Origin of the sequence: Mycobacterium sp. IDR2000157661 (assembly GCF_022317005.1) — a bacterium.
Taxonomy (GTDB): Bacteria; Actinomycetota; Actinomycetes; order Mycobacteriales; family Mycobacteriaceae; genus Mycobacterium.
In genome coordinates this window covers 13,181-37,375 of record NZ_CP081005.1, presented here as the reverse complement: position 1 = coordinate 37,375, position 24,195 = coordinate 13,181, and the positions used below count along the sequence as shown (strand labels likewise).

25 protein-coding genes and 3 pseudogenes are annotated in these 24,195 nt (G+C 64.5%); 13 read left to right on the top strand and 15 right to left on the bottom strand.

All coding sequences use genetic code 11. The features are described from left to right. Positions 1–34 precede the first annotated feature (34 nt). On the bottom strand, positions 35–1,150 hold the full coding sequence (locus K3G64_RS00205) for a hypothetical protein (RefSeq protein WP_238884828.1): 1,116 nt from the start codon (positions 1,148–1,150) through the stop codon (positions 35–37). 72 nt (positions 1,151–1,222) lie between these two features. Here K3G64_RS00205 and K3G64_RS00200 point away from each other — a divergent pair, with 72 nt between their 5' ends. Further along, positions 1,223–1,987, top strand: coding sequence for a hypothetical protein (locus K3G64_RS00200; protein WP_238884827.1), 765 nt, complete (start codon positions 1,223–1,225; stop codon positions 1,985–1,987). 323 nt (positions 1,988–2,310) lie between these two features. Here the strand turns inward: K3G64_RS00200 and K3G64_RS00195 are convergent, their stop codons facing one another. From K3G64_RS00195 to K3G64_RS00185, 3 genes are all read right to left on the bottom strand, one after another. Then, positions 2,311–2,622, bottom strand: coding sequence for a type II toxin-antitoxin system PemK/MazF family toxin (locus K3G64_RS00195; RefSeq protein WP_238884826.1), 312 nt, complete (start codon positions 2,620–2,622; stop codon positions 2,311–2,313). Then, the gene (locus tag K3G64_RS00190; protein WP_214390496.1) at positions 2,619–2,930 is read right to left on the bottom strand and encodes a hypothetical protein; all 312 of its coding nucleotides are present in this window, start codon (positions 2,928–2,930) and stop codon (positions 2,619–2,621) included. Before K3G64_RS00190 ends, K3G64_RS00195 begins: the two co-directional genes overlap by 4 nt. 134 nt (positions 2,931–3,064) lie before the next feature. Beyond that, positions 3,065–3,511, bottom strand: coding sequence for a helix-turn-helix transcriptional regulator (locus K3G64_RS00185; protein WP_238884825.1), 447 nt, complete (start codon positions 3,509–3,511; stop codon positions 3,065–3,067). 234 nt (positions 3,512–3,745) lie between these two features. On the opposite strand from K3G64_RS00185, the gene K3G64_RS00180 reads away from it, so the two are divergent. Continuing rightward, complete coding sequence (locus tag K3G64_RS00180) at positions 3,746–5,743, top strand: hypothetical protein (RefSeq protein ID WP_238884824.1); 1,998 nt, start codon at positions 3,746–3,748, stop codon at positions 5,741–5,743. Here the strand turns inward: K3G64_RS00180 and K3G64_RS00175 are convergent. Further along, on the bottom strand, positions 5,740–5,901 hold the full coding sequence (locus K3G64_RS00175; RefSeq protein WP_238884823.1) for a hypothetical protein: 162 nt from the start codon (positions 5,899–5,901) through the stop codon (positions 5,740–5,742). The two genes, K3G64_RS00180 and K3G64_RS00175, sit on opposite strands and share 4 nt — an antisense overlap. Positions 5,902–5,969: 68 nt before the next feature. Between K3G64_RS00175 and K3G64_RS00170 the strand changes: the two genes are divergently transcribed. After that, positions 5,970–6,221: a type II toxin-antitoxin system Phd/YefM family antitoxin gene (locus K3G64_RS00170; RefSeq protein WP_238884821.1), complete on the top strand. Its 252-nt coding sequence runs from the start codon at positions 5,970–5,972 to the stop codon at positions 6,219–6,221. Beyond that, positions 6,218–6,598, top strand: coding sequence for a type II toxin-antitoxin system VapC family toxin (locus K3G64_RS00165; RefSeq protein ID WP_238884819.1), 381 nt, complete (start codon positions 6,218–6,220; stop codon positions 6,596–6,598). Before K3G64_RS00170 ends, K3G64_RS00165 begins: the two co-directional genes overlap by 4 nt. Positions 6,599–6,606: 8 nt before the next feature. On the opposite strand, the gene K3G64_RS00160 is transcribed toward K3G64_RS00165, so the two are convergent. The 6 genes from K3G64_RS00160 to K3G64_RS00135 all read right to left on the bottom strand — a co-directional run bounded on the left by K3G64_RS00160 (position 6,607) and on the right by K3G64_RS00135 (position 11,274). Further along, complete coding sequence (locus tag K3G64_RS00160) at positions 6,607–6,858, bottom strand: hypothetical protein (RefSeq protein WP_238884818.1); 252 nt, start codon at positions 6,856–6,858, stop codon at positions 6,607–6,609. A 66-nt stretch (positions 6,859–6,924) separates the two neighbouring features. Continuing rightward, positions 6,925–7,434 carry a hypothetical protein gene (locus K3G64_RS00155; RefSeq protein ID WP_238884816.1) on the bottom strand — a complete coding sequence of 170 codons (510 nt, stop codon included), beginning with the start codon at positions 7,432–7,434 and terminating at the stop codon, positions 6,925–6,927. A 73-nt stretch (positions 7,435–7,507) separates the two neighbouring features. Beyond that, entirely contained in the window at positions 7,508–8,701 is a 1,194-nt protein-coding gene (locus K3G64_RS00150; RefSeq protein ID WP_238884814.1) for an XRE family transcriptional regulator, read from the bottom strand. 465 nt (positions 8,702–9,166) lie between these two features. After that, complete coding sequence (locus tag K3G64_RS00145) at positions 9,167–9,418, bottom strand: hypothetical protein (RefSeq protein ID WP_238884813.1); 252 nt, start codon at positions 9,416–9,418, stop codon at positions 9,167–9,169. Positions 9,419–9,552: 134 nt separating this feature from the next. Beyond that, the gene (locus tag K3G64_RS00140) at positions 9,553–10,575 is read right to left on the bottom strand and encodes a tyrosine-type recombinase/integrase (protein WP_238884811.1); all 1,023 of its coding nucleotides are present in this window, start codon (positions 10,573–10,575) and stop codon (positions 9,553–9,555) included. A gap of 105 nt (positions 10,576–10,680) precedes the next feature. Then, positions 10,681–11,274, bottom strand: coding sequence for a site-specific integrase (locus K3G64_RS00135; RefSeq protein ID WP_370646919.1), 594 nt, complete (start codon positions 11,272–11,274; stop codon positions 10,681–10,683). Positions 11,275–11,377: 103 nt separating this feature from the next. Here K3G64_RS00135 and istA point away from each other — a divergent pair, with 103 nt between their 5' ends. The 5 genes and pseudogenes from istA (at position 11,378) to K3G64_RS00110 (ending at position 16,862) form a co-directional block, all read left to right on the top strand. Then, positions 11,378–12,619, top strand: coding sequence for an IS21 family transposase (gene istA / locus K3G64_RS00130; RefSeq protein WP_238884809.1), 1,242 nt, complete (start codon positions 11,378–11,380; stop codon positions 12,617–12,619). 2 nt (positions 12,620–12,621) lie between these two features. Beyond that, positions 12,622–12,954, top strand: a pseudogene (locus K3G64_RS00125) (ATP-binding protein); the annotation flags it as partial. A gap of 121 nt (positions 12,955–13,075) precedes the next feature. Next, the gene (locus K3G64_RS00120) at positions 13,076–14,257 is read left to right on the top strand and encodes a tyrosine-type recombinase/integrase (RefSeq protein WP_238884807.1); all 1,182 of its coding nucleotides are present in this window, start codon (positions 13,076–13,078) and stop codon (positions 14,255–14,257) included. Then, entirely contained in the window at positions 14,254–16,422 is a 2,169-nt protein-coding gene (locus K3G64_RS00115; RefSeq protein ID WP_238884805.1) for a tyrosine-type recombinase/integrase, read from the top strand. The genes K3G64_RS00120 and K3G64_RS00115 overlap by 4 nt, the downstream gene beginning before the upstream one ends. After that, positions 16,419–16,862 carry a DUF6262 family protein gene (locus K3G64_RS00110; RefSeq protein ID WP_011891602.1) on the top strand — a complete coding sequence of 148 codons (444 nt, stop codon included), beginning with the start codon at positions 16,419–16,421 and terminating at the stop codon, positions 16,860–16,862. Before K3G64_RS00115 ends, K3G64_RS00110 begins: the two co-directional genes overlap by 4 nt. 45 nt (positions 16,863–16,907) lie before the next feature. Here K3G64_RS00110 and K3G64_RS00105 read toward each other — a convergent pair. From K3G64_RS00105 to K3G64_RS00090, 4 genes and pseudogenes are all read right to left on the bottom strand, one after another. Continuing rightward, positions 16,908–17,294, bottom strand: a pseudogene (locus K3G64_RS00105) (ATP-binding protein); the annotation flags it as partial. Beyond that, positions 17,291–18,655, bottom strand: a pseudogene (locus K3G64_RS00100) (IS21/IS408/IS1162 family transposase). The pseudogenes K3G64_RS00100 and K3G64_RS00105, both read right to left, overlap by 4 nt. A gap of 514 nt (positions 18,656–19,169) precedes the next feature. Continuing rightward, positions 19,170–19,673, bottom strand: a complete 504-nt coding sequence (locus K3G64_RS00095; RefSeq protein ID WP_238884804.1) for a hypothetical protein — start codon at positions 19,671–19,673, stop codon at positions 19,170–19,172. Beyond that, entirely contained in the window at positions 19,673–20,473 is an 801-nt protein-coding gene (locus K3G64_RS00090; protein ID WP_238884881.1) for an IclR family transcriptional regulator, read from the bottom strand. Before K3G64_RS00090 ends, K3G64_RS00095 begins: the two co-directional genes overlap by 1 nt. Positions 20,474–21,034: 561 nt before the next feature. Here K3G64_RS00090 and K3G64_RS00085 point away from each other — a divergent pair. The 4 genes from K3G64_RS00085 to hcaB are packed head-to-tail and all read left to right on the top strand — an operon-like array spanning position 21,035 to position 24,187. Further along, complete coding sequence (locus K3G64_RS00085) at positions 21,035–22,489, top strand: aromatic ring-hydroxylating dioxygenase subunit alpha (protein WP_238884879.1); 1,455 nt, start codon at positions 21,035–21,037, stop codon at positions 22,487–22,489. Next, a complete protein-coding gene (locus tag K3G64_RS00080; RefSeq protein ID WP_238884803.1) occupies positions 22,486–23,085 on the top strand; it encodes a 3-phenylpropionate/cinnamic acid dioxygenase subunit beta in 600 nt (199 codons plus the stop codon). Before K3G64_RS00085 ends, K3G64_RS00080 begins: the two co-directional genes overlap by 4 nt. Next, positions 23,082–23,387, top strand: coding sequence for a hypothetical protein (locus K3G64_RS00075; RefSeq protein WP_238884802.1), 306 nt, complete (start codon positions 23,082–23,084; stop codon positions 23,385–23,387). The genes K3G64_RS00080 and K3G64_RS00075 overlap by 4 nt, the downstream gene beginning before the upstream one ends. Next, positions 23,384–24,187: a 3-(cis-5,6-dihydroxycyclohexa-1,3-dien-1-yl)propanoate dehydrogenase gene (gene hcaB, locus K3G64_RS00070; protein WP_238884801.1), complete on the top strand. Its 804-nt coding sequence runs from the start codon at positions 23,384–23,386 to the stop codon at positions 24,185–24,187. Before K3G64_RS00075 ends, hcaB begins: the two co-directional genes overlap by 4 nt. Positions 24,188–24,195: the final 8 nt, after the last annotated feature.

Sequence of the window (24,195 nt, the reverse complement as noted above, 5' to 3'; positions counted from 1 at the left end):
GCGGTGTTGGGGTCCTCGTGCGCCGGTGCGGTGTTCACATCGCACCGGCCCGCGTTGGCGCTTCTTGCATGCGCGGCCTGCGCCCGTTGGCGTCGAGCACGGCAGCCAGCTCGTCATCTCCGCGGCCGCGAAGTAGGGCGTCGACGTCTTCTTGTCGGCAGTCCAAGGCCGCGGCGAGCGCTGCGGCCGGTTTTCGAACCGCGTGGCCGAGCAGTTTGTGCAGCCGAGCAGGTTCGGCTTCCTCGGCGTGCACGCGGACCGCTTCCAGTGACGCATCGGCGGCTCTGAACACGAGCACCAGCGTGTCACCGGCGGCTGCGCTGACAGCGACGGCGTGGGCTCGCAGTGAGCCGATGCCGACGCCTCGTGTCGAGGCCAGCTTCCAAGCCAGGGTGACCGGCCCGTGTGCACTGGTGAATGTTCGCTGTTGGCCCGGGCGGACGCCGCCGGCGGCGTGGGCGACCGCCGGGTGCACTGTTTGGCCGGATCCGCGGAGCAGCTCCGCGGTGACGGGGAGCGCTACACGAATCTCGTTGGCCCCGTTGCGGAAAACGCCACGGACTGTGTTCAGCGGCGGCAGCGCCGGCCATCTGTCAGCTTTGGTGCGCCGTCGTGCAACGCCCTTTTCCACGACGAACTCCAGAGTGGCTAGATAGGCCCGGATCGACGCCTCGGTGATATCGGGATAGCGCGCCCGAAGGTCCTCGATCACTGCCGAGACGCTGGCTTTGCCGCCGGCGGCGTCGATGCGTTCACCGATCGCGTGTGCGATGTTGACGTACTCGGCAACGTCCCACGCGCGCAGCCCCCACGTGCTGCGGCTGGTGCGAACGAACCGGTCATGCTGAGACAGAACCGCTTTGACACGTTCCATGCTGGTTCCTCTGGCCGCGCCGGTTCCGATGGTGGCGAGGATGGCTTCGGCGGTGGCCGGGGCTGCGAGGACGTGAAGCGCCGCTTCTGTCATGTTGGCGGCGGTATCACCTGACCAGCGCACCCAAACATCGCCGAAACGACGCAGACTCATTTGGCTTTCAAGAAAGGTCAGGACAATCCCGGTCGGCATCCCCAGACTCGTCAGCGCACCGAGCAGAGTGTCGGAGGTGGGGGCGGCCTGGGCATCGAACACCGCCGCGACGGCGGCGATCACCTGTGCGCGGCCCCCACCCGGCCTCGAGGTGTTCTGCATCCAGCCGTCGCGGCGGGCGTACGGGCCGGCGACATGAAGCAGGACCTCAGCAGTCTTGCTCGCGGGCTCTACTCCCAGTCGGCGCAAGTCAAGGTCGACCGCTTCCACGGGAGCGTACGGGCCCAAGCGTTGCCGCACTTGATCGGCATGCTCGCCAACCTCCTGGTGTGCTGGATCGGCGAGCAGCTCGGCGAACCGCGCCCGTGCCCGGCGCAGGTTGCGGCTCACCGAGGCCGCGTGCACACCGAGGCGCTGAGCCACAACGTGTTGAGGAGCCGGGTCCAGTGCCCATACCTGGGCCGAGAGGATTTCACGGTCGAAATCGTCGAGCTGTCCGAGCAGGCGGGCCACCGCGGCATCGGGTCCGACCCGGCCGGCGGCGATAGTTTCGTGCCGAATTTGCACGGCTCGCTGCGCGGCCTCGATCAGTGCACGAACTGCCGCCGCGCCCAACTTGGGTCGCAAAAGCAGCGCTTGGGGAGTTTGGTCGGCGACATCGGCCCAACGAGGGAAGTCGTTGGCGTAGGCTCCCAGCCGCCGGGGCAGTCTGGTGTAAGGAATCGCGAACGAGCTGATGCTGTCGAAGCCGGGAACGAGGTCGCGCAGGCGGGTGCTCAGGGTCGTCTCGCAGCGCCACCATTGCGGATCGACAAGGTCATCGAGTGGCTGCACTTCGTTGCTCAGACCAATTCGAAGTCAGCTACGGTCAATTCGCGGGGGATTGCCCACAAGACGTCAGGTTCCTGTCTGAAGCGGGCGCCCAGGACCAACGGCCACTGCCACGGTAGGCACGGGTAGAAGATCAGAGTCCCCGACGCGGCGGTCTGCTCACGGTGCAGACGCGGCTCAGCGATTGCCACTGCGGCGGTCAGGGCCGGTGTGAAGCGGATGTCGGTGCGCAGAAGCTCAAACAAGACCCCGGGTGTGTCTTCGGATTGGTCTTTCTTCGTGACAACGGTTGCCCCTCGTGCAACCCAATCGTCCCAGCGATCGTTGAGCGTCTTAACGGTTTCGTCGGGGAAGTAGAACGCCAAATTCGGTGTGGAAATTACGCCAGACATCAGCCGTTACTGCCTCCGTAGTTGTGTGCCTTGCAATCTGTTGTGGTGTGCATGCGGTCCTCAGGGAAGTGCGATTCGAAGTGCCTTGCTGATCTCGGCCATGGTCGGCGGCGACAAGGTGCCTAGCGATTCGGTGAGTTCGTCGTGGTAGAGCTGCACGATGTCATCGACCAGGACGTATCCCACCAACGGATCGGCCGCGGTCAACGGCACGACCGTGGGGACGTGCGCGTGCTTACTGGTTGTCGTAATGCGTGCGGCCAGAACGGTATCGAGGTTCCTGTTCCTTGAGTTGTTGCTGAGGATGACCCACGGCTTGGCACCGTGCCCGAGGTCGACCCGGTAGGCCTGGCTGCGCAATGCACGCGTCATTGACGCCCCTCGGCGCGACGACGTTCGTGGCGGTTGCGGGCAGTGCGTCGTTCAGCATTGGCCGAATCGCTGTTGAACTCTGTGGCCAGCTGGGCGTAGCCGACATCGAGGACATGCTCCTGTAGCGCTTCGGCCCCCGCCTGAAGCAGTGCGCGCAACGCCGCGGCCTCGGACTTGATGTCGTCTGCGACGTCGTGCTGGCTGGCCCATTGCCGCAAGACCTCGAAGGCGGGCGAGCCCTGACTGAGGTAGGGGGCTATCGCCGCCTCGTCGGAGTCGCCAAGGATCAGGCTCACACGCTTACTCATGGTGTATAGGATACACCGGACGACAGTGTATTTGCCAGCGTACATGTAGGCGCTCATTAGCCGGGGATGAACAGCGTCGTGACGCTGCGGGTCTGCTGGTAACCGACGTCCGACAGCACCGCCCCAGGTGTAGGTCAGGCAGTGGTGCCAGGTGGCCGCGAGCGTGCGCGTTGGTAGGCGGCCCGGTATTCGGCGACATCGATGCCCAGCAGTTCGGCCAGGGTTGCCGCATTGAGGTCGGTGAGCGCGATGTCGGCACGCTCGATGCCGCGCAGGGTGGTGGTGGCGATTTTGGCGGCGGCGGCGAGCTCGGGTTGGGTGATGCCCCTGAGGACCCGCCAGTCACCCGGGTAGCGCTCCTCGCGCGCAACGATGACGACTTGCTCGATCGGGGCTTTAAGGACGGCCATCGCCCGGGCGAGAAGGTCGATCTGGGGTGTTGACTTGCCGGCCTCCCATGCGTGGATGGTCGATTGGCCGACGTCGGCGAGGCGGGCGAGGTCGGAGACGCTCAGCCCGCGATCGCAGCGGATCTGCCGGAAGTTCTGCGCGCTGAATCCGCGCATGACGCGCCTGGTCATGTGCTCCCCGTGGCGGCGTCCATGAGGGGAGAGGTTGGGCGATTCGTCCATGTTCCTGCTAATGCCGCTGTTGTAGAACGTTGTCTTAATCTAGAGTACGAATGTGCGTCTGGTGGTGGTGTGCAGCCACGTCAGCGGTTGGACATGTCAGCACCATCGCGTTCGACTCGACAACCCATCCCAGCGTCGTGACGGTGCAGTCCGCCGCTGAATGACTCCTGGAGGCTCACCCTCATGCTGGAAATCTCGCCCCGTTCCCCTCTGACTGCCGGCGTCGCGCTCACCGCCGCGAGCGCGATCGCGTTCACACCGCTGATCGCCGCGGACACGACCTCGCGCACCGCCGCACTCACACCCGTCGCGACACCGAGCATGAGCCTGGCAGCGGCTGTCGCGCCGGCCGACATCGCGGCGCTGGCCAATCGCCTCGCTGGTTCCTCTGATGCGCTGTCCGCCACCGTGACCTCTCTCGCCGGATTGCCGGGTCAGACATTGGTCAACGCGCTCAATTCCGCTGTGGCACTGAACAATGGACTGTGGGACAGCCTCATCGCCGCCACGGACAACCCGACGCTGGTCGACGTACTGCGCGCACTGAAGGCCGCATCCAACGGTGGCCTGACCAGACTCGCGTCCACACTCGAGTCGGCGAACAGGACCGTCGTTTTGACCACTGGTGAGGTCACCAGTCTGTTGTCGTCGACCTTGACCGGATCCCTGGGTGCTGCCCAGCATGCAGTTGCCACGATCCTCGCCAGCCCCCTGTCGGTGTCGAGCTATACCGCATTGGTGAACGTTCCCCTCGACCTCGCCGGCCTGGCGCTCACCTCGGGCCTGGGCTCGGTAGGAATGCTGGGCGGCCACGCACTGACGCTGGGCAGAACCCTCGTCACCGGTGTCACCGCCCAGATCAGCACCGCGCTGCGCGCCGTCACTGACCTCATCGGCGCCGCCCGGGGACTGTCCGACGTCGCCCTCGTCGACGGGGTGCTCACGGCGGTCCAGGGCATCGTGTCTGCACCGGTGACCGTCACCGTGGCCGGGGTCAACGGCCTCACCGGAGCACTCACCTCAGCGGCGAGCACTGCTTTGACACGGCTCACCAACGGTGCTGCGGGTGCCGTGGCCGAATGGATCGGCGACGGCACCTCGCCCGGGGCACTCCAGACCGCAGTCAGCACCATCGGCGCTGCGCCGTTGAGCCCGGCCGCCTACACCAACGCGGTGTCGGCCCTCGTCGGCGCGGGCATCGCGACAGTCAACGCCGTGGTCGACACCGCCAGCTCCATGGCATCCATTCCGGTGTCGACTGCAGCCAGGCTGACCACCACCGCGGCCGACATGATCACCTCGTTCAACAGTGCTCTGGCCACGACCGCCGCCGGCATCATGCAGGCCGCCGGCCTGCCCTCTCTGGTGCATAACCTGCCGCACGTGATGGCGGCAGCGATCAACGGCGCGGTCAACGTAGCCGCCTTGACCACATCGGCCGCGCTGAACACCATTGCGGCCGCTATCGATCTCGGGAACATGCTCAGCGGGGCCATGCCCGCACGGCAGACCCTCACCCTGCGCGCAGCCCCGTCACGAGAACTCACAGCGCCAGCCACCGAGTCTGAACCGGTCGCCGGTTCTGAAACGGAAGCAGAAGCCGCGCCAGGCGAGCCAGCCCCCGGCATTGAGGCTGACACCGGCAAGCCACCGACAGCCGCTGTCTCCCAAGACGTCGCACTCCGACCAGCGGCAGAGGCGACGCCGATCGCCGCCGAAGCGCTGGCACCCGTGGAGGACGCGACCGCCATAACCGAGGCCGCGAAACCGGTTGTCACCGAAGACATCACGGAGGTAAAGGAAGACCTGGGCGCCGCGGCAGATAGCGCTGAGAGTGCCCTACCTGTCACATCCCCGCGCCCGCAAGTGAATGCCGCGGCCGCCGACGACGGCCTGAGCGAGCGGCGGGCTACCGACTCGGGTAGGGATGTGGCCGGCGAATCCAGCCCGGCCTCAGACAAGCAAAGCGGTTCGAAACGGCCGACGACCGTTAGCTCCGACAAGGATGCGGATGGCCCCAACACTGACCGCCGCGGAACCGCTGCCGGCGGCAGGCACGTGCCGGGCAAGGTGCGCGGCGCGACGTCGGTCACGGAGATCAAGAAAAGGCTCGACAACGAAGCCGCCGACAAAGCAGGAAGCTCCACGGCGAGCGCGGGTCACAGCGGCGAGGCTGGCTAGACCGGCGTAGCGGCGAGTGTCCGCAGTAGCTCCTGATATGCATCGCCGCCGCCCGCGAGTTCAAGGTCGACGATCGCCCAGATGTCTTCGGCCATTGCGGGCGGCTGGTCGGTGTCGATGTAGGCCCCGCTGCGATAGATGACCCGATGTGTGCGCATACCTCTGACCCTTCCGCGCGGCTGATGAGCGTCTATCACCAAGGTAGCACATGTGCTACCTTGGTGATATGCACAGCGTAGGGCTGCGGGAACTCCGGCAGAACGCCTCCGATCTGGTCCGCCGCGTCGAAGAGGAGGGTGAGGAAATCACCATCACGGTGGCAGGCAGACCTGGCGCGCGACTGGTCCCGGCCGCGCCACACACCTGGCGGCGCTGGGCCGACGTGGCCGCGATCTTCGCCGGCCCACCAGACCCCGCGTGGGAGCGCGACCGCGAGCAGATAGCTCATGAGATCCGCGACCCCTGGGCGACACGGTGAGGGCGCTGCTGGACACCAGCGTGGTGATCGCCACCGACATCGGGCCGCTCGACGGTGAACTCGCCATCAGTGCAGTCACGTTGGCAGAAATGCACTTCGGGGTCTTAGTGGCCAAAGAGCGAAAGACCCGCGCTGAGCGGCTACGGCGATTACTCGCCCTCCAACGCACCTTCGATGCGCTGCCTCTCGATGACGCCGTAGCCGCAAGCTACGGCCAGGTGGCAGCGGCCGTCGTCGAGGCTGGCCGACAACCCCGGGCACGCTCGATGGACCTGCTCATCGCAGCGACCGCGCATGCACACTCTGCGCGGCTCTACACACGCAACGCAGACGACTTCCACGGCCTCGAGGACCTGATCGACATCGCCGCGGTGTAGCGGTCCGCCTACGCCTCGCGGAGTGAGGTGATTGCTCGGTGGAGGTCCTGCTTCATGGTGTCGATCGCGTTCTTGCTGGTGCCGATTCCAGTGAGGATCGTTCGGCGGGCTTCGGCGGCCTCGGGTGTGAGGGCGGATCCCACGGGAGTCCAGTCGGAGGCCAGCCAGTCACGGGCGTCGCTGAGCGCCGTGCGAGCTGAGTCCAGCGCCGCCAATGCGTTGACGAAAATAGCTGTGCGGGTGGGTAGTTCAGTGCTCATTGCGATCCTTGGAGGTGTCGGTTTTGTCGGGGAAGGCGGCGCCAGATACATCCGGTGAGACGTTGGTCAGGTTTGTGCTGTCGCTGCCGACCGGGCTCGCATCGCGTCGCGTCGCAGCGCTGCGGCTAAGCGGGGGTTGTCGGTGAGGTCGGCCACCGTTGTCAGCGTGCGCGCGATCCGTGCGAACATCGCTGGGGGTGCGGCGATCGGGCCGCCGCTGTGGTCTGACTGGATCAGACCAGCTAGTGACAGCAGTTGTGCAGTCTCGTGCATCCACGCGTGGCGGTCGGCGTCGTCCATCGCTCGGTGGCTTTCGAGGAAGAGCAGGGTTTCAGCGAGTCCGGCGACGAGAAGGCCGAAGCTGGCGACGCTGATATGGGCGGTGCGTGGCAGCGTGAACAGATCGCTGCCGGGTTCTTCGTTGGCGAACGTGGCCACCAGGCGATCGGCCAGGTCGTCAAGTGCGGCGTCGTCAAGGTGTGCTCGGGCGGTTCGTTCGGTCACTCCGAGCTGCGCGGCGGCGGTGGTATGCCGTTCGGTAAGAATGGTTTCGGCGGCTTCGACGGTCAGTGTCATGCCTCGCTCACCTACTCGTGCTACGAGTCCAGCCGCGCGTTCGTGCAGCCAACTCGGCGCCGGGTTGGACTTGTCAGTCATCAGCAGGTGCTCCTTGCTGTGCACGTTGCAGCGCGGCTTGGGCGCGCTGCAACGGTGTGCCCGGCAGCGTTGCCGGGCCCGGGGTGTCGGCGATGGCTGCGGCGATCGCCTCGTCGATTCGGCTGGGGCTTTCACCGGGCAGGGGAGTGGTGCCGTATTGAGGGTTTGCGCCATTGGGGGCAGCGGTGACGGTGACCCGGAGCGGTACGTTCAGGTTCAGGGTGCGCAGCCGGTCGGTGATCGCGGCGGTGAGCGTGTCGGCGTAGGCCTGCAGTTCTTCGCGTCGCAGTTGGTCGAGCGTTTCCCGTAGTGCGGCAAGGGAATCCAGAGCCTGCTGCTGGACGTGTTCGCCAGGGGTGGGCTCGTACGGTGGCTGCTCGGCGTGCCATCGTTGGTAGGCGGCGACTTTCTCCGGATCGTTGATCCACGCGATGATGCCGTGTTCGTCGCGGTCGTGCAGCCATTCCATGCCCGGTGGTGGCGGCGGGGGCGGCTCGTCGGGGAGATCGTCGGGTTCGGGGATATCGAGTTCGCGTTGGTCGATCGCGTCGAAGGCGTCACGGTAGGGGTCGGCGTCGAGGTCGAGCAGAATGTTGTCGACGCACAGGTCAACGGTGACCGGTTGGGTGCGATGGGGCAGCAGGTGCTCGTCGTCGGGTCCGACGGTGGATACCAGTGTTTCGCGGATGCGGTCGGCTTCCCAAGAGCCGGGGCGCCCACTGAGGATTTGTGTGGTGCTGCCGACGTTGGCGGCCGCGCCGGCCAGGGCTTTGGTGACGAACTCGGCCCAGTCGATGGGCAGTGCCGCTCGCGGGTCCGGGTCGGCTTCCCATCCTCCCGAAGCACTTTGCCGCACAGGCTGATTCGTGAGTTTCGTTGCCTCCGTCAGCGCGTCGATGACGTCGTAGAGTATCTCGATATAGGGCCGGGGTTGCGCGGCGTCGGTGTCGGTGAGATAGCCGGCGTCAAGCAACGCTGCCGAGAGCACCTGGCGGTACGGCTGGCCGATAGCGCGGGCCACGGCACGCAGATTGTCCCGGTCAGGTAGCGCTCGCAGCCCGTTGGTCCGCCACAGCCGCAGGTTTTCGCGTGAAATGCCGATCCGGCGCGCGAGCGCCGCATCACTGACGCCGTGAGCGCCCTTGTACTGGTCGATGAGGGACACCAGCCGGGAGGGGATTGCCATGCGCCAAGTATCGTGCGACACTGCACCCACAGTCAAGTGGCAATGCGCGCAACCGCCAAGTAATACTTGACATAACGGATGTTATCTGGCGCGAGTCAAGATTGCCCGGGTGTCTACTTGAATCGTCACTGTGACGTTTGTGAGGGCAGCGGCCATGCCGAGCTAGACGGGGTGACAAGGAAGGTCACGGTGCGGCTGTCCGTTTCAGAGTGTGAGGCGGTCAAACGCTACGCCGAGGCCGATCAGCAGCCGCTGAACTTTTAGATCGAGAATCTTAAACACGTCGAGGACCGGCGGCGCCGATGTTCGGCACATTGAGCAGTGGATGCGCCCGCGCTCGGCGAATTAGTAGCGCGTTGATCCGCTCCCCTCGCAGGGCGACATCTGACAACCGTCTTTTGTCCGCCAGTTGGCATTCTTTTGTGTCCGCCGACGACGCTGCTGTTAGGCGCGACGATCGCGCCTCTACCGATCGAGCGCTCTTACCAACAGATCCTTTATCTCGGCGACGTTGTCCTCAAGGGATCGCTGGCCTGCCCTCAACTCTGTCTGACCATTCTTGAGCTCGGCTAGATCGCGGCCTTGGTCAACAAGTGTCATGGCCATCTCGCGCTGATTCGCGCCTAGCGCGTTAACTGCCGCCAGCACCGCCCGGTAGTCGGCCTGCGAGGCTTCCAATGCGGCTACGCGGGCCTCGAGATCGTCCAATGTCGGCACCACATCATCGTAACGGTCGGGCGGCGACGAGGGATGTCGGACGTATGTGAATCTCAGCGGTCGCCGCAGATGAGACGAGGACGCTCGAACCTCGTCAGGCCGCTTCGGCAGATTACTGAGCAGTGGCTATGCGTTCATCGATTGATCAGGCCATACAGGGGATTCTGTGCAGCGGCTGTGCGGTTATCGGTGCCTGCTCCGTCGACGTAGCGCTGCGAGGTCACCATCGATTCATGCCCGAGGAGCTTCATCAGTGCATACACGCTGATACTGCTGTTCGCGAGCTCGGTGGCGAAGGTATGGCGTAGCCCGTGAACCAAGGCGCCTCGGGCGCGTTGATCATTCAGCCCCGCCTTCTTGAAGGCACGCAGCATTCGGTACTGCAGCACACCGCGTGTGATGCGCTGGCCGTCAGCGCCAACAAATAGAGGCGCAGTCGCCGGCCAGGCCGGTAGTCGGCCACTGGTGGCCCGCCGCTTAGTGCTTCTTGGGAATCGAGCTAGCCGGGATTCGAGATAGGCCTCAAGTTCGTGAATCAGGGCCTGTTCCACCGGTATTCGGCGGTCCTTATTGCCCTTGCCCCGTACGTGAATGACCCCGCCCTCGTCGGTCGGCCGGATGTTGCCGATGTCTGCGCGCACCAGCTCATCTGCGCGCAGTCCTGCGAGCACTGCTGTCAGCACGATGGCCCGGTCGCGCTCGGCCCAGTCCGTGCGACGGCGCGAGCCGCGGTCGAGTTCGATAGCCGTCAAGAGCGCGGACACCGCATCGGCGCCGAGCCCTTTGGGCAGCGTCTTGGCGACTTTTGGTCGGCCGATAAGCGGCATCGGATTGGCGTTGATGAGCTCACTTGTGTAGAGGAAGTCGCACAGTGTGTTCCAGTTCGACCAGCAGCGCCGGATCGATGCCGCTTCGTGGTTGTCGGCGTAGGCGGCGAACGCCGTGCGCATCGAGTCCTTAGTGATGGCGTCGGCCGTCAACTGTGGGACTTGTTCGACGCTCCCGGCGAGCAGGGAGGCGATCGCGATAAAGTCCTGTCGGTACGCCTTGATTGTATGGGGGGAGGGTTTACGGACGGCTCGATCGGCGAGGAACCCGGTAAACCATGCGGGGCAACGTATTTCGGATAGTTCGACACGACGCGTCGCCGAGCTCATACTTCAAATCTACCACAAACTGATGCATAACGAATGTTATCCATCAAAACGGCACCCGTATCAGATCGCCACAAAGGCGATTGACAGCTTAGACGTTGACCACCATTAGTATGGGGGACGCCTACGGAGGGTTACCCACCACCCTACCTCCGCCGAAGGGGGCAGACAGGAAGCATCGTTGCTGCTTAGCATGCCTTTTTCACCGTGACTCGCGTTGTCTTCCGCCTGTTGTGCCCACATTTTGCCCACCGTTTTTGGCGCGTATTCGGCGTTCAAGTTCGACGCCAAGTCGTCGAGGTCAGAGTCGAACAGGTCGGCGTATACGTCGAGGGTCACCTTCGCGCCGCGGTGACCGAGCATGCGCTGTAGCGCAAGCACGTTGGCTCCTGCCGACAGTGCCAACGAGGCACAAGTGTGCCGCAGATCGTGCGGAGTGATCGTTTGCAATCCGGCTCGCCGCAACGCTGCGGCGAACCAACCGCTGGCAGAGCGCGGTCGTGGCAGGTAGCCGCCGTCGAGGGCGGGAGAGATTAGAGCCTCTCGTCTCTTGCCCACACAATGACGTGACAACCCGTCGAGGACAAAGTCGGGTACCGGAACCGATCGCGCACGGCGTTCTTTTGTTGGGCCAACCTGGTGTCCGCCGCCGATTTGCACCGCGCTCGTTGAGACCAGGATTCGACGCCGTAGGAAGTCCACGTCGCTAACTCGCAGCGCGATCGCCTCACCCCCTGTTGACGACGGTTGAGGACCCGGCCAGTCGCGACGGTTGAAAAGTAGGCCACCCGACCAGATTGGATGGGTGATCTCCTTGGAAGACTGGGCCTTGATCCGGCATCTTCACCGCAGCGAAGGGTTGTCGCAGCGGGCTGTGGCACGGCAATTGGGCATCGCGCGGGACACGGTGGCTAGTGCGCTGGCCAGCGATGGCCCGCCGAAGTACGAGCGGGCGACGGGACCGTCGGCGATCAGCGAGGTGGAGCCGCGGATTCGGGCGTTGTTGTCGGTGTATCCGCAGATGCCGGCGACGGTGCTGGCCGAGCGGGTCGGGTGGACCGGTTCGATCTCGTGGTTTCGGGAGCGGGTCCGGGCGATCCGCCCGGAGTACCTGCCTGCCGATCCGGTGGATCGGCTCGAGCATGCGCCAGGTCGGGTGATCCAGTGCGACCTGTGGTTTCCCGCGCCCAAGATTGCGGTGGGCTTCGGCCAAGAGGCGATGCTGCCGGTGCTGGTGATGGTGGCGGCGTTCTCCCGGTTCATCGCCGCGGTGATGCTGCCCTCGCGCCAGACCATGGACCTGGTGGCCGGGATGTGGCAGCTGCTTTCGGGCAGCTTCGGTGCGGTGCCGCACGAACTGTGGTGGGACAACGAAGCCGGGATAGGGCGTCGAGGCCGGTTGACCGAGCCGGTCACGGCTCTGGTGGGCACACTGGGGTCGCGGCTGGTGCAACTCAAACCCTATGACCCCGAATCCAAGGGGATGGTGGAGCGGGCCAACCGGTACCTGGAGACCTCGTTTCTGCCCGGACGTAGCTTCACCTCACCGCAAGACTTCAATAACCAACTGCAACAGTGGCTTCCGATTGCCAACCGCCGTCGGGTACGGGTCCTCGATGGGCGACCCGTGGACTTCCTCGATTCCGATCGAGGCCACATGCTGACGCTGCCGCCGGTGGCGCCGGTGGCGCAGTCGCTGACTTCGGTGCGGTTGGGGCGTGACTACTACGTACGGGTGGGCGGCAATGACTACTCCGTGGACCCGACTGCGATCGGTCAACTCGTCGAGGTGAGCACCACCTTAAGGCAGGTGACGGTAAGCACATCGGGGCGCCTGCTAGCGGCTCATGACCGCTGCTGGGCGAGACGACAAACCCTGACCGACCCCGCCCACGTGCAGACCGCCGCGGCGTTACGCCAACAGTTCCAAGCCGGCCCACCACCGCAGCCCGGTGATCATCCGGTGCGCGATCTCGCCGACTACGACCGCGCGTTCGGTGTGGACTTCCTTGGCAACACAGCTACTTCCGATGGTGAGGTGGCGTGAGCATGGCCGAGGACCCGATGAAGGCCGTCCTGCACTACGCCCAAGCGCTCAAGGCGCCACGTATCCGCGACTCGGCAGCCCGGCTGGCCGAGCAGGCCCGCGACGCCGGCTGGACTCATGAGGAGTACCTGGCGGCGGTGCTGTCCCGTGAGGTCGCCGCCCGTGAGGCCTCGGGTGCGGCGACGCGCATCCGCTCGGCTGGTTTCCCGACCCGCAAGTCCTTGGAGGACTTCAATTTCGATCACCAGCCAGCGCTGAACCGCGACATGATCGCCCACTTAGGCACCGGCGCGTTCCTGGCCAAGGCATCCAACGTGGTGCTGCTCGGCCCACCCCGTTATCAACGGGTGGCAACACGCTCGAATCTATGTATGTGACAAGGGGGTTGACGCGGGGCAAGTCATCGTTGTTGCCGGTTTATCGGCGGGTGTTCTTCAACGTGAAGGAACGGCAACGATGGCGTATCCGGTGGCAGTGTGTCCTGCGGGAGGGCAGCGGACCTGGACTGTGCTCGGCGAGGACTTCGCAACGGTCGCTCCCGTCGAGGAGTGGATAGAAGCCCACCGGCACCTGTGGTCGCCGAACACGGTGCGCGGGTATGCGACGTCGTTGGCGCAGTGGTGGAGCTTCCTGGAGCAACGCGGGCAAACTGGCGCCTGGTGCGATGTCGGTGTCCCCGCGTTCACGGCGTTCCTGTCCTGGCAGCGCAACGGCCGCACTATCGAGCATCAGCTGGCCGAGTCGGATAAGGCGCCGAGTGCGGCAACTCTGGAAGTCCGCTTTGCAGCGTTGATTTCGTTCTACCGCTGGCATGACGCGGTGTCCGGTGTGGTGGTGGCTGGGCGGCTGCTTCGTGGAACACCGCGGCACCGACCGGCCCGAGGCTTGCTTGCGCATCTGGATGCGCGTTCGTCCCCGGCGGCGTCATCGCTGGTGCGCGTGCGCCGCGACCGCCGCCGCGACAGACCACCGTTGCTGCTGCCCGAGCAGATCCAGGCCATCCTGGATGGCTGCGCGGTCTTCGATGTCAAGTCCGGGTCGTGGCGAGGAAATCTGCGGGACCGGTTCGTGTTCGCCCTGCTGGCCGAGACCGGCATGCGGCTCGGGGAGGCGCTGGGTCTGCGGATCGGCGAGTTCGTGCTTGGCCGCGGCGAGACCGCTTATGTGCAGATCGTGCCCCGCTCGGATAATCCCAACGGGGCGCGGGTGAAGATGATGCGACCGCGACGAATCTATGTCAGTGCTGACCTCGAGCGGCTGCTCGCCGGCTATCTCACCGATATCGCCTGCCGGGCAGCCGAATCGGGCATCGCTGTGACGGATACGTCGCCGCTGCTGGTGAATGTGTCTCGACCACCGTTGTTGGCCGCATTGCGGGAGACTACGGTCCGGGAGAAAGTGGCCACGCTGCGTCGGCGCTGTATCGGGCCGCCGGGGTGGACGCCGCATTGGTTCCGCCACACCCATGCCACCGCCTTGTTGCTCGCCGGAACACCGGAATGGGTGGTCTCCCGGCGTCTTGGTCACGCTCATGTGCAGACCACTCTGGATCTCTACGGCTGGGTCCGCGATGACGAAGCCCTGCGAGCAGCCGCCAACTGGGCGTCCTACGCCAGCAGCTGGCGGATGGCCGAATGAGCGACGAGCATGACCACCTGCGGCTGCACAGTGCCGAACACCTCGATCCGATCTGGCGGCTCTGGGACGAGCTGCCGGCGCAGTGGCGCGGCCCCGTCCTCGGGCCAGGCATCCCCGACTGGGCCTCGATCACCGAGAACGATTGGCCGCATCTGGATCTGAGCGGGTTGCCCGACCCATTCGCGGCGGAACTGGCGTGGATGGCGCACTGGCAGACCAGCGACGGCACCCGCGTCTCGGTGTTGGCAATGGCCCAGCTGGCCAACATGATTCGACGGGCCGTCACCGGGGGCCGCGATATCCCGTCATCGATCCGGGCGATGGATTACGACGCCGCCGCGACGTTGCAGAGCTGGTTCTATCTCAGCAGGGGCAAGCGACTGCCCTCACCCCGAGGCCGGGGCCGGGTGCACGCACTGTTCGGCTTCGCTCGCCACGCCCTGATCGCCGCCAGCCACGACGGCCCATGGTGGCAGCTGAACTTCTGGCACCCGCGCTGCGATCCGCGGATCCCACTGACCGATCGTGAACCAGTCGCCAACTACGGCTGCTCACCCGGAGACATCCAACTGCCGTGGCTGCGGGCCGCGGTGAAGTGGCACCTGGGCACGATGCTCGAATCCGGGGCACTGCGCTGGACCAGCATCAGCCAGGAACGCATGCGCAGCTTCCGCCGGTTCGACAACTGGCTGACCGCTAGCTTCGACGACCCGACTGACATCCTGGGCGACCCGACGACCGCGGTCGAACAGGCGGCGGCGTTCGCGCGGTGGACCGCCGTGGCAGCCAACCGCGTCACCCGCCAATCCGACACACGCCACCTCGGCAGAACCGTGCCGCTCCGGGGAATCAACGACGACCTGCGAGCGGTGGCCGGCCTCCTGGACTTCATTGCCGCCAACCCCGCCGAGGCTCGCCGCATTCTCGGCATCGAGCCCTGGCACCGGGTCACCAGCGCTCACGCGGCCAGCTGGTTCGGCCGGGTCACCCGGATACCGCATCAACGCGGTTTCAACGACGCGAACTACATCGACGACCACGCACTCGCACAGATCACCGCCGCGCTGCCGCTGATCGGATTGCCTCGCACCGAGCAGATGACCATCACCCGCGGCGACGGAACCACCATCACCGCCAGCGGACTCGACGACCCGCAAGCAATGCGGATGATCCTGCTGCAGATCCTCACTGGACGACGAGCCAGCGAAATCCGCACCTGCGACTTCGACTGCCTTTCGGCTGCACCCACCACCACAGCCGCGGGCGAGGACCAAACACTGACCAGGTTCCGCTACGCACAAAGCAAGATCGACGTCGCACCCGACACCATCCTCGTTGACGACGAGGTCACCGAAGTCATTGCCGAACAGCACCGTTGGCTGCACACCCAGTACCCCGACAGCACCAGGCGGTATCTGTTCGCCCGGCGTCTGGGCAACCGCCGCGGCGACAAACCCTATCCATCGGGCACCTACAACTGGGTGCTGCGCAGCCTCAGCGACCTTGTTCAGATCACCGACGCCAAGGGCCAGGTCGTGCGGTTGAGCCACACCCACCGGTTTCGCCACACCCGGCTCACCCGGCTGGCCGAACTCGGTCTGCCGATTCACGTCCTGCAGCGCTATGCCGGGCACGCCACCCCCACCATGACGATGCACTACATCGCCGCCCGCGACGAACATGCCGAGCAGGCGTTCCTGGCCACCGCCAAGCTGCGATCCGACGGCACCCGCATCCAACTCTCCAGCGACGACCACGACAGTCTGCACCTGTTCCGCCGCGCCGACCGGTTCCTGCCCAACGGGTGGTGCATGCTGCCGCCGCTGCAATCCTGCGACAAAGGCAACGCCTGCCTGACCTGCTCGGTTTTCGTCACCGACCACACCCACCACGACGTGCTGCACCGCCAACTCCGCGAGACCACCACCCTGATCGACCGGGCCACAATAGAATTCGAGCAACGACACGGCCACTCCATGCCCGACGACAACGTCTGGCTTATCCGCCGCCGCGCCGAACACTCCGCGCTCACCCGACTCCTGGCCGCTTTGGACGACGCGCCCGACTCCTCTACTCCCGGCGAGAAAACCAGCTGCAATCGACCCAGCGCTAGACCGGTCCCGCTGACGCTCGATCTGACCGCCCGCCGCAGGAGAAGCACATGACCGACTCCCGACAACGCCGCATCACCGCCCTCACCGAAGCAGCGAAAGTCAAGTCGCAGAATAAAACCCGAGACGCCGAACAGGCTATCCGCCGACTCATCAAACGCGGCGACCCGATCACGTTCCAGGCCGTGCAACGCGAAGCAGGCGTCTCCCACGCCTTCCTCTACAACCATCCCGAACTGCGCACACGCATCGAGCACCTGCGCGGCACCCGCCGCAAAGCAACTGCCGACCAGCCCGTCGACACCGACAGCACGCTCGTCATCACGCTGACGCGCCAGATTGCCGAACTCAAGAAACAGCACCGCCAGCAACTGCAAGCACTCCGCGCCGCTCTCGAACGAGCACACGGAGAGAACCTCGACCTACGGCGCGAACTGGCTCGCCGCGGCATCCAGCCCTCACCTAACGTCGTATCGATCGCAACAACGTCCTGAACAGGCATAACACGGTCGTTCCGCGTTCGAACCTTCGATAACGCCTGGACCGATCAGCAGGATGTTGGTCGCCGATTCCAGATAACGGCAGGTGCCCAGTTCGTCGATGAGCTTGCGGTCGATCCCGGCGGCGGCGTCGACATCGAAGTCGGCCAGCGTTGCCGGGGTGGGTATGCAGGCGAATCGCAGCCGGCCGGCCAGTCGGCGAGCGGTGCTGGCTTCGACTTCGACGGCCAGCAGCCTTTCGAGCGCCACGGTCAGCGACAGTCCCTCGGCGCTGGCTTGGTCGAGCACCGCGGGCAGGGCTTCGGCGCAGGCGTGCAGGTTGAGCGCGGCCAGATGGGAGCGCAGTTGTTGGTATCTGCTGGCCGATGTCGACGGTGTCTCATCGGTGGTCGTGGTGGTCTTCTTCGTGCGCGGGGTCGGGGTCACTGAATGGTCCTTTTCTGGGCGGCCCGCTCGTAGGCGGACAGGTCGATGACGGTGGAATCGGCTGACGGCGTTGATGTCTCAGATCCCGCAGGATCACCTGCCGTGAGGCGGAGGAGTTGTGTGGCAGCAGCTTTGGCGGCCGGTCCGGGTGGGATGCGTTCCTTGCGGCGGTGCGGACGCCCGGTGCCGGCGGTGGCCATCGCCGCGGCATCGAGGGCGATGACGTGACCGCTGTCGCGCACCACCCATCACCCCGAGCCCATCGGCGGCCATCCGGTGCCGCGCGATCACGATCCCGCCGGTGGTGGCGATGTCGCAGAACTGCCCGCCCACTGGATGACTGACCACCACCTGGGCGGCGGCCAGTTCCGGGGGCACCGAGTAGCGGTTACCGCGATAGGAGACCAGCGCTTGGCGCGACGCGGTGCCGGTCTCGGCCACGATGACCGGATAGGCCAGCGCGGGCACCGGGCTCAGCGGTTCGGTCGTGGCAACCACCGCGACCGTGGAGCGCCCGTCGGAGGTGGCCCGCAACCGGGTGTCACCACGCACCCGGGCGAAGCGATCCAAGCTCACCTGGGCCTGCTCGACGGTCACGTCGTCGGCCAGGGTGCGCCACCAGCGTTGGGCGGCGGTGTGGTTGATCTTCTCCACCACGCCTTGCGGTTGCCGCGCCGCGGCGGGCAGATCGCCACCGATACCCCGTAGTGCTTGGCCACCCCGGCGAACGACGCGGTCACCCGGCCTGAGCCGGGATCGCAGACCGTGGCCATCCGGTCGAACCGCCACACTCGCGTCACGCCGCCGAGTCCGCGGGTCACCCGGTCCAGGCAGGCGACCAGATGCGGTTGATCCTCCGACGATGCCAGCGCGCCGCGCCACTTGCCCGAATGCGCCAGCGAGCCGACCAACAGATGAGCAGTCTTGCCCCATCCCCAGGAATCGGGTGGATCGGGCAATTCCAGCCAGTCCCATTGGGTTTCATCACCCGGGGCATGCGCAATGACCGCGTTCGGGCGCTGTGTAGCCGTGCGGCACGCTGCGCACACCGGACGCAGTTTGCGGTCGCGGAGGTGGCGGGTCAGGCTCTGATACGACAGCCCGAACCCCAGGTCCTCCAACTCGTCGTAGAGGGTGCGGGCCCACAGGTGCGGGTCCTCGCTCAGCCTCGCGACCACGTAGTCGACGAACGGCTCAAACGGGTCCGGCCCGGTACGGATCCGCACCCCAGGGGTGCCGTCACCGGCCAGGTACTTGCGGACCGTCTTGCGATCGAACTTGGTGTGGCGGGCGATCGCCGAGATCGACCAACCACGTTTGCGTAGAGCATGTACTTCCACATCGTCCTCCCATGTGAGCATGAGAAAGCGGGCCTCCTTCGGTGAAGCAACTGGCGTCAGACACCAGCAGCTTCGAAGGAGGCTCGCCCTTCTCGGCGGAGCCACACGGGTGGGGAATTTCGATGAGCATCAGTGGGGAATTTCAGCGAGCGCCGTCAATTCCGGCTTAAGTCGGTGCCAACATCACGGCCTACATTGCCCTCGCGTTGGCGATCGCATAGCCGCTTCAGGGTCCGGACCAGCTGGCTTCGAAGTGGATGTCCACCGCCACGCACCCGAAGCCATCCGAACATGGGCCGACGATTACCGAAACCTTCTGGGCGTCACGGAAAAACCTTCTGGGCATCACGAAAAAATAATCGGCGAGTGACCCGAGATGCCGGTTTCATTTTCTTCCACTAACCAGTGAGCCACGTCAACGAGCTCGATGTGGGTTTCTCACATAAAGCACATCGAACTTCACTATGGAGAAGCGTGTGGCGATCGTGCGCCTCGGCGTCCGTGGTCGTATACCGCGTTCACCGGGCAGTATCGTTTACTCGTCGAACCCTTCATCTGGGATGGCAAACACCGTCCGTGCGTTTTCGTTGAGATTGGCAAATCCATCGATGATCACCCGCTTCACGCGCATCTCGTCGTCAGCGATGCGAATCAGCCACGTGCGAAAGGCCGACCCGGTGAATTCTTCGCTGACCAACGCGGGCGCTTTCCAGCGACGAAAATAGAACTCAAGACGGGTCGTCAGCTCCACTACACCCTCATTCACCGGGACGTAGGAAAGTACGTGGCGCAGCTCGAGGCGTTCGTCGAAGATCCCGTCGCGTTGGTTGAGGTACACCTGTAGACCATCGCGGCCTTTCCACTGGTGACCACCACGAAAACCGATCTGAAAGTCGTCGGTGAGGACCGCGGCGAACATCGGTTCGGATTTCCTTCGCTTCTCCAATCGAAGGAATAAGTCGATGGTCGCAATGAAGCCAGGCAGGTCCGGGGTGCCGCCCGGCACCTTCCCGTCGGCCTTCGTTTCTCCGGATGTCATCAGCCGAGATTGCGGGCTAGCTCGGCGGCGGCGTCTTTTAGGGCACTGCAAGCTTTGCGAACATCGGAGGGCCGGAATCGATAACTCGGCGCTGACGCGTTTAGTGCCAGCCTTATCCCGGAACCACCTTGGGGTACCGCCACGGCAACAGACGCGACGCCTTCCTCACTTTCCTGCCTGCTGATCGCGAACCCGCTTTTCCTGACCTCTGCCAATTGAGCGCGCAGTTCGGTGAGAGTGCGCACGGAATGCTCAGTGAGTGGCTCCAAATGTGGGTCGGGGTACAACTGGTCCAGCTCGTCGTCGGATAGGCCGGCGAGTAGAACTTTGCCGGTCGACGTGCAGTGTGCAGGACGCGTGCTACCCAAACGCGAGATCACCCGGACGGCAGAAGGGCTTTCGAGTGCCGCGATGAAGCGAACCAGTCTGCCGTCCAACGTTCCTACGTGCACGGTTTCCTGCAGCGTGTCGACAAGCTGGCGCAGAATCGGGGCGGCCGTGCGTGGTATGTCCATCCTGGAGTGGACAGCGAACGCCACGTTTGTCAGGGACGGTCCGGGCTGGTACGCCTTGCTGGCCGGATCTTGGCGGACGAACCCGCGGTACTGAAGCATCGATAACAGGCGATGCGCGGTCGACGAAGCGACGCGCAGGTACTCACTGGCGTCAGTGAGCCGGATCTCAGAGCGCTCTCCTAGGAGGAGGAGTAGGCGAAGAGCGTTGTCGACAGACTCGATCGGATATTGCGGGGGCTTCCCTGTGCTTTCACGCTCCATGCCCGCGAGTGAGGGTTTCTGCATGACAGAGAGCGTACCGCGGTCAGGTTCGAATGCAGGTCGAAGAATCGCGACGAGTCCGGTGCCGGGGGGCGAAAAGTCGCCTTCCTGCGCACAAGCCTGGCCGCGTTTGTCTGCCATGGCTGCGGCGGGTAGTTGGGGGCCGCCGACTTGCCTCTTGGCGCGCGCGGCGGTGCCTTCGTCGACGAGCAGTTCGCCTGTGGCAGCACAGGATCGCCGCGTTAGTACGTTTCGGCTCATACCTGTGGTAGCCGGTCGATCGGACGCTTGTCCCCCGCCCCCTGTGGTACCGGGTCGCGGTCCTCTTCGTTACGCGGCCTAGCGCTCACTCGCTGCAAATGCCTTCATCACAGGGATGCTGCCTCCGGCGGGAGCCCCGCATCGTGGACGTTTCCTCAAGGGCATCCGAGAGGGCTGCGCGGGAGTCTCGACTAGTCAACGCCCTCGTTTGACTCCACCGGTAAGGAGACGGCATAATCTCTGCTAGACAGAGTCGCGTTCTACATAACAGTGAAGGTGTATTGGTCGTGGATCGAGTCCAGTCGCTGAATCATGGAGTTGAAGATGCAGGATAACGGTGAGGTGTTAGCGGCTGTACGCACTGGCATGATCCCGGCGCACGTGTATAACGACAAGCAAATTTTCTCGCTCGAGAAGGAGCGCCTGTTCAGTCGGGCGTGGTTGTTCGTGGCGCACGAATCGGAGATTCCGCAGCCGGGGGACTACGTGGCCAGACAAGTGTTGCAGGATTCGTTCATCGTCGCTCGTGATTCTGCCGGCGAGATCCGGGTGATGTTCAATATGTGCCTCCATCGCGGTATGCAGGTTTGCCGGGCGGAAATGGGGAACGCGTCGAACTTCAGATGCCCATACCACGGGTGGTCTTACCGCAATGACGGTCGCATTATTGGCCTGCCGTTTCACCAAGAGGCTTACGGAGGAGACGCCGGATTTAATAAGACGGGGCAGACCCTGTTGCCCGCGCCCAGTGTGGCCAGCTACAACGGGTTGATCTTTCTGTCGATGGATCCTGACGCAGAATCGCTTGAAGAGTATCTGGGTGATTTCAGGTTCTATCTCGATTTCTACACCAGGCAAGGCCCCAACGGTCTTGAGGTGCGAGGTCCGCAGCGTTGGCGGGTAAAAGCGAACTGGAAGATCGCAGCTGAAAATTTCGCCGGGGACATGTACCACACACCTCAGACGCACACGTCGGTGGTCGAGATCGGCTTGTTCCGAGAGCCGAAGGCTAACAAGCGCAAAGAAGGCGCCACGTATTGGGCGGGTAGAGGTGGGGGCACCACATACAAGCTGCCCGAGGGGAGTTTCGAGGACCGGATGAGCTATGTGGGCTACCCGGCGGAGATGATCAGTCGAGCCAAGGCCACGTGGACCGAGCAGCAGCAACAAGTCGTCGGCACCGACGGGTTCATGATCTCGGCCGCGACGTGTTTTCCCAACATCAGTTTCGTGCACAACTGGCCGAAAGTGGAGGACGGGGAGCACGTCTTGCCGTTCATTTCAATCCGGGTGTGGCAACCAATCAGCGAGAATGAAACTGAGGTGCTGTCGTGGTTTGCGGTGGATTCTGATGCCCCGGCAGATTTTAAGGCGAACTCGTATAAGGCTTATTTGATGTGTTTCGGCTCGACGGGAATGTTCGAGCAAGACGATGTCGAGAACTGGGTGTCGCTGACCAACACGGCGGGGGGTTCCATGGCCCGCCGACTGCGGCTGAACAGCCGGATGGGGCTGCTCGCAGACGATGTACGGGTGGTCGACACCCTTAGCAGCGCTCAATTCCACGGGCCGGGATACGCTCAGCTCGGTTACAACGAGAACAATCAACGGCAATTGTTGAGGCTCTGGGCCGACTACCTGGACATGCCGCCGCTGCGCGTCGACCCGGCTACGGTGCTCAGCGACAATCCGCATGGAATTGAACCAATGGTCCAGACCAACGGCGGGGCCGTCGCCGATATCGACTCGGGGTCCGCTCCGACGTCGGAGATGCTATGAGCGTTCACGATCATCAGCGCATTGGTCAATCCGCGGCGCCATCGGTGCTCGGGGCGCACGCGCCGCGCGCCCAACGCGTCGGCGACCCGTTGCCGTTCGACGACCCTCGTCACCTCGAGGCGCATAGCTTCCTCGTCAACGAGGCGTACCTTCTCGATGCTCAAGACTACGACCGGTGGCTGGGTCTGCTTACCGAGGACATCCACTATTACATGCCGGTGCGGATCACCACCGCCGCGGGAGCCGGATTTGATAGCTCACCGGGAATGGCGCATTTCGACGAGAACAAATACTCACTTAGGCGCCGGGTTGCCCGTTTCGCCACCGAGCATGCCTGGACTGAGGATCCGCCGTCGCGTCTGCGTCACTTCATCACCAATGTGCGCACATTCCTCAGCGACGATGCCGACCACCTCGTGGTCGACAGCGCTGAGTTGCTGTTCCGCAGCCGTGGCGACGTCAACGAGTCCACGCTCCTCTCATGCGGTCGTGAAGATCTTCTACGTCGCGATGGCAACGCGCTCAAACTCGCACGCCGCACAATCTGCGTCGATGAATCAGTGCTTCGAATGCAAAATCTGGCGGTCTTCCTATGAGCTCGAACGGATCCCGCGAGGGCGCGCAGTCGCCCCCACAACCGGCGTGCGAGGAACTGTCGTCGCTGCTGGCTGGGGCGACCGGTGATGCACTGAACATTGCCAACGAGTTCGCAGAGGTCGTCGTGCGCCGTGTGACCACTCGCAATGGAGCTCGGCTGTTGATTCAGGCGCCGAAATCGGCGCAGTGGGTCTCGCTGGATGCTTTGGAGGTCGAGGCGCTGACCTGGCAGAATCCGGCCACCTTGGCGGCCATGGTGGGGAACGCAGGTGCTCCGTTGATTCTGGGCGACGAGGTATGACTGGCTGGCTGTCGGGTAAACGCGCGTTAATCGTGGGAGCAGGTTCGGGTATCGGTCGGGCCACGGTCGACGCGTTCCTGAACGAGGATGCCCGGGTGGCCGTGCTCGAGTACGACAGCGGTAAGTGCGCCGCGCTGCGCCAGCAGCTGCCCGACGTTCCGGTGATCGAGGGCGATGGGACCACTCGCACCGCCAACGACGAAGCAGTGCAGGTCGCTGTCGACGCCTTCGGCGGACTCGACACATTGGTGAACTGCGTGGGGATTTTCGATTTCTACCGCCGTATTCAGGACATCCCCGCCGAGCTGATCGACCAGGCGTTCGACGAAATGTTTCGCATCAACGTCCTGAGTCATATCCACTCAGTCAAGGCAGCAGTGCCGGCGCTGATGGGCCAGGACGGCGCCTCGATCGTGCTCACCGAGTCCGCGTCATCGTTCTATCCAGGACGCGGCGGCCTGCTGTATGTGGCGTCGAAGTTCGCGGTGCGCGGCGTAGTCACTGCACTGGCTCACGAACTCGCGCCGAGGATCCGTGTGAACGGTGTCGCCCCCGGGGGGACGTTGAACACCGACCTGCGCGGACTCGACAGCCTCGACCTCGGCGCCCGCCGTTTGGATGCTGCACCAGATCGGGCCCGCGAATTGGCTGCCCGCACACCGCTGGGCGTGGCCCTATCGGGTCAAGACCACGCCTGGAGTTACGTCTTCCTCGCTTCTCACCGCTCCCGCGGGCTCACCGGCGAAACGATCCATCCCGACGGCGGTTTCAGCCTCGGACCCCCACACCAGCGGAATTGAACCCGACG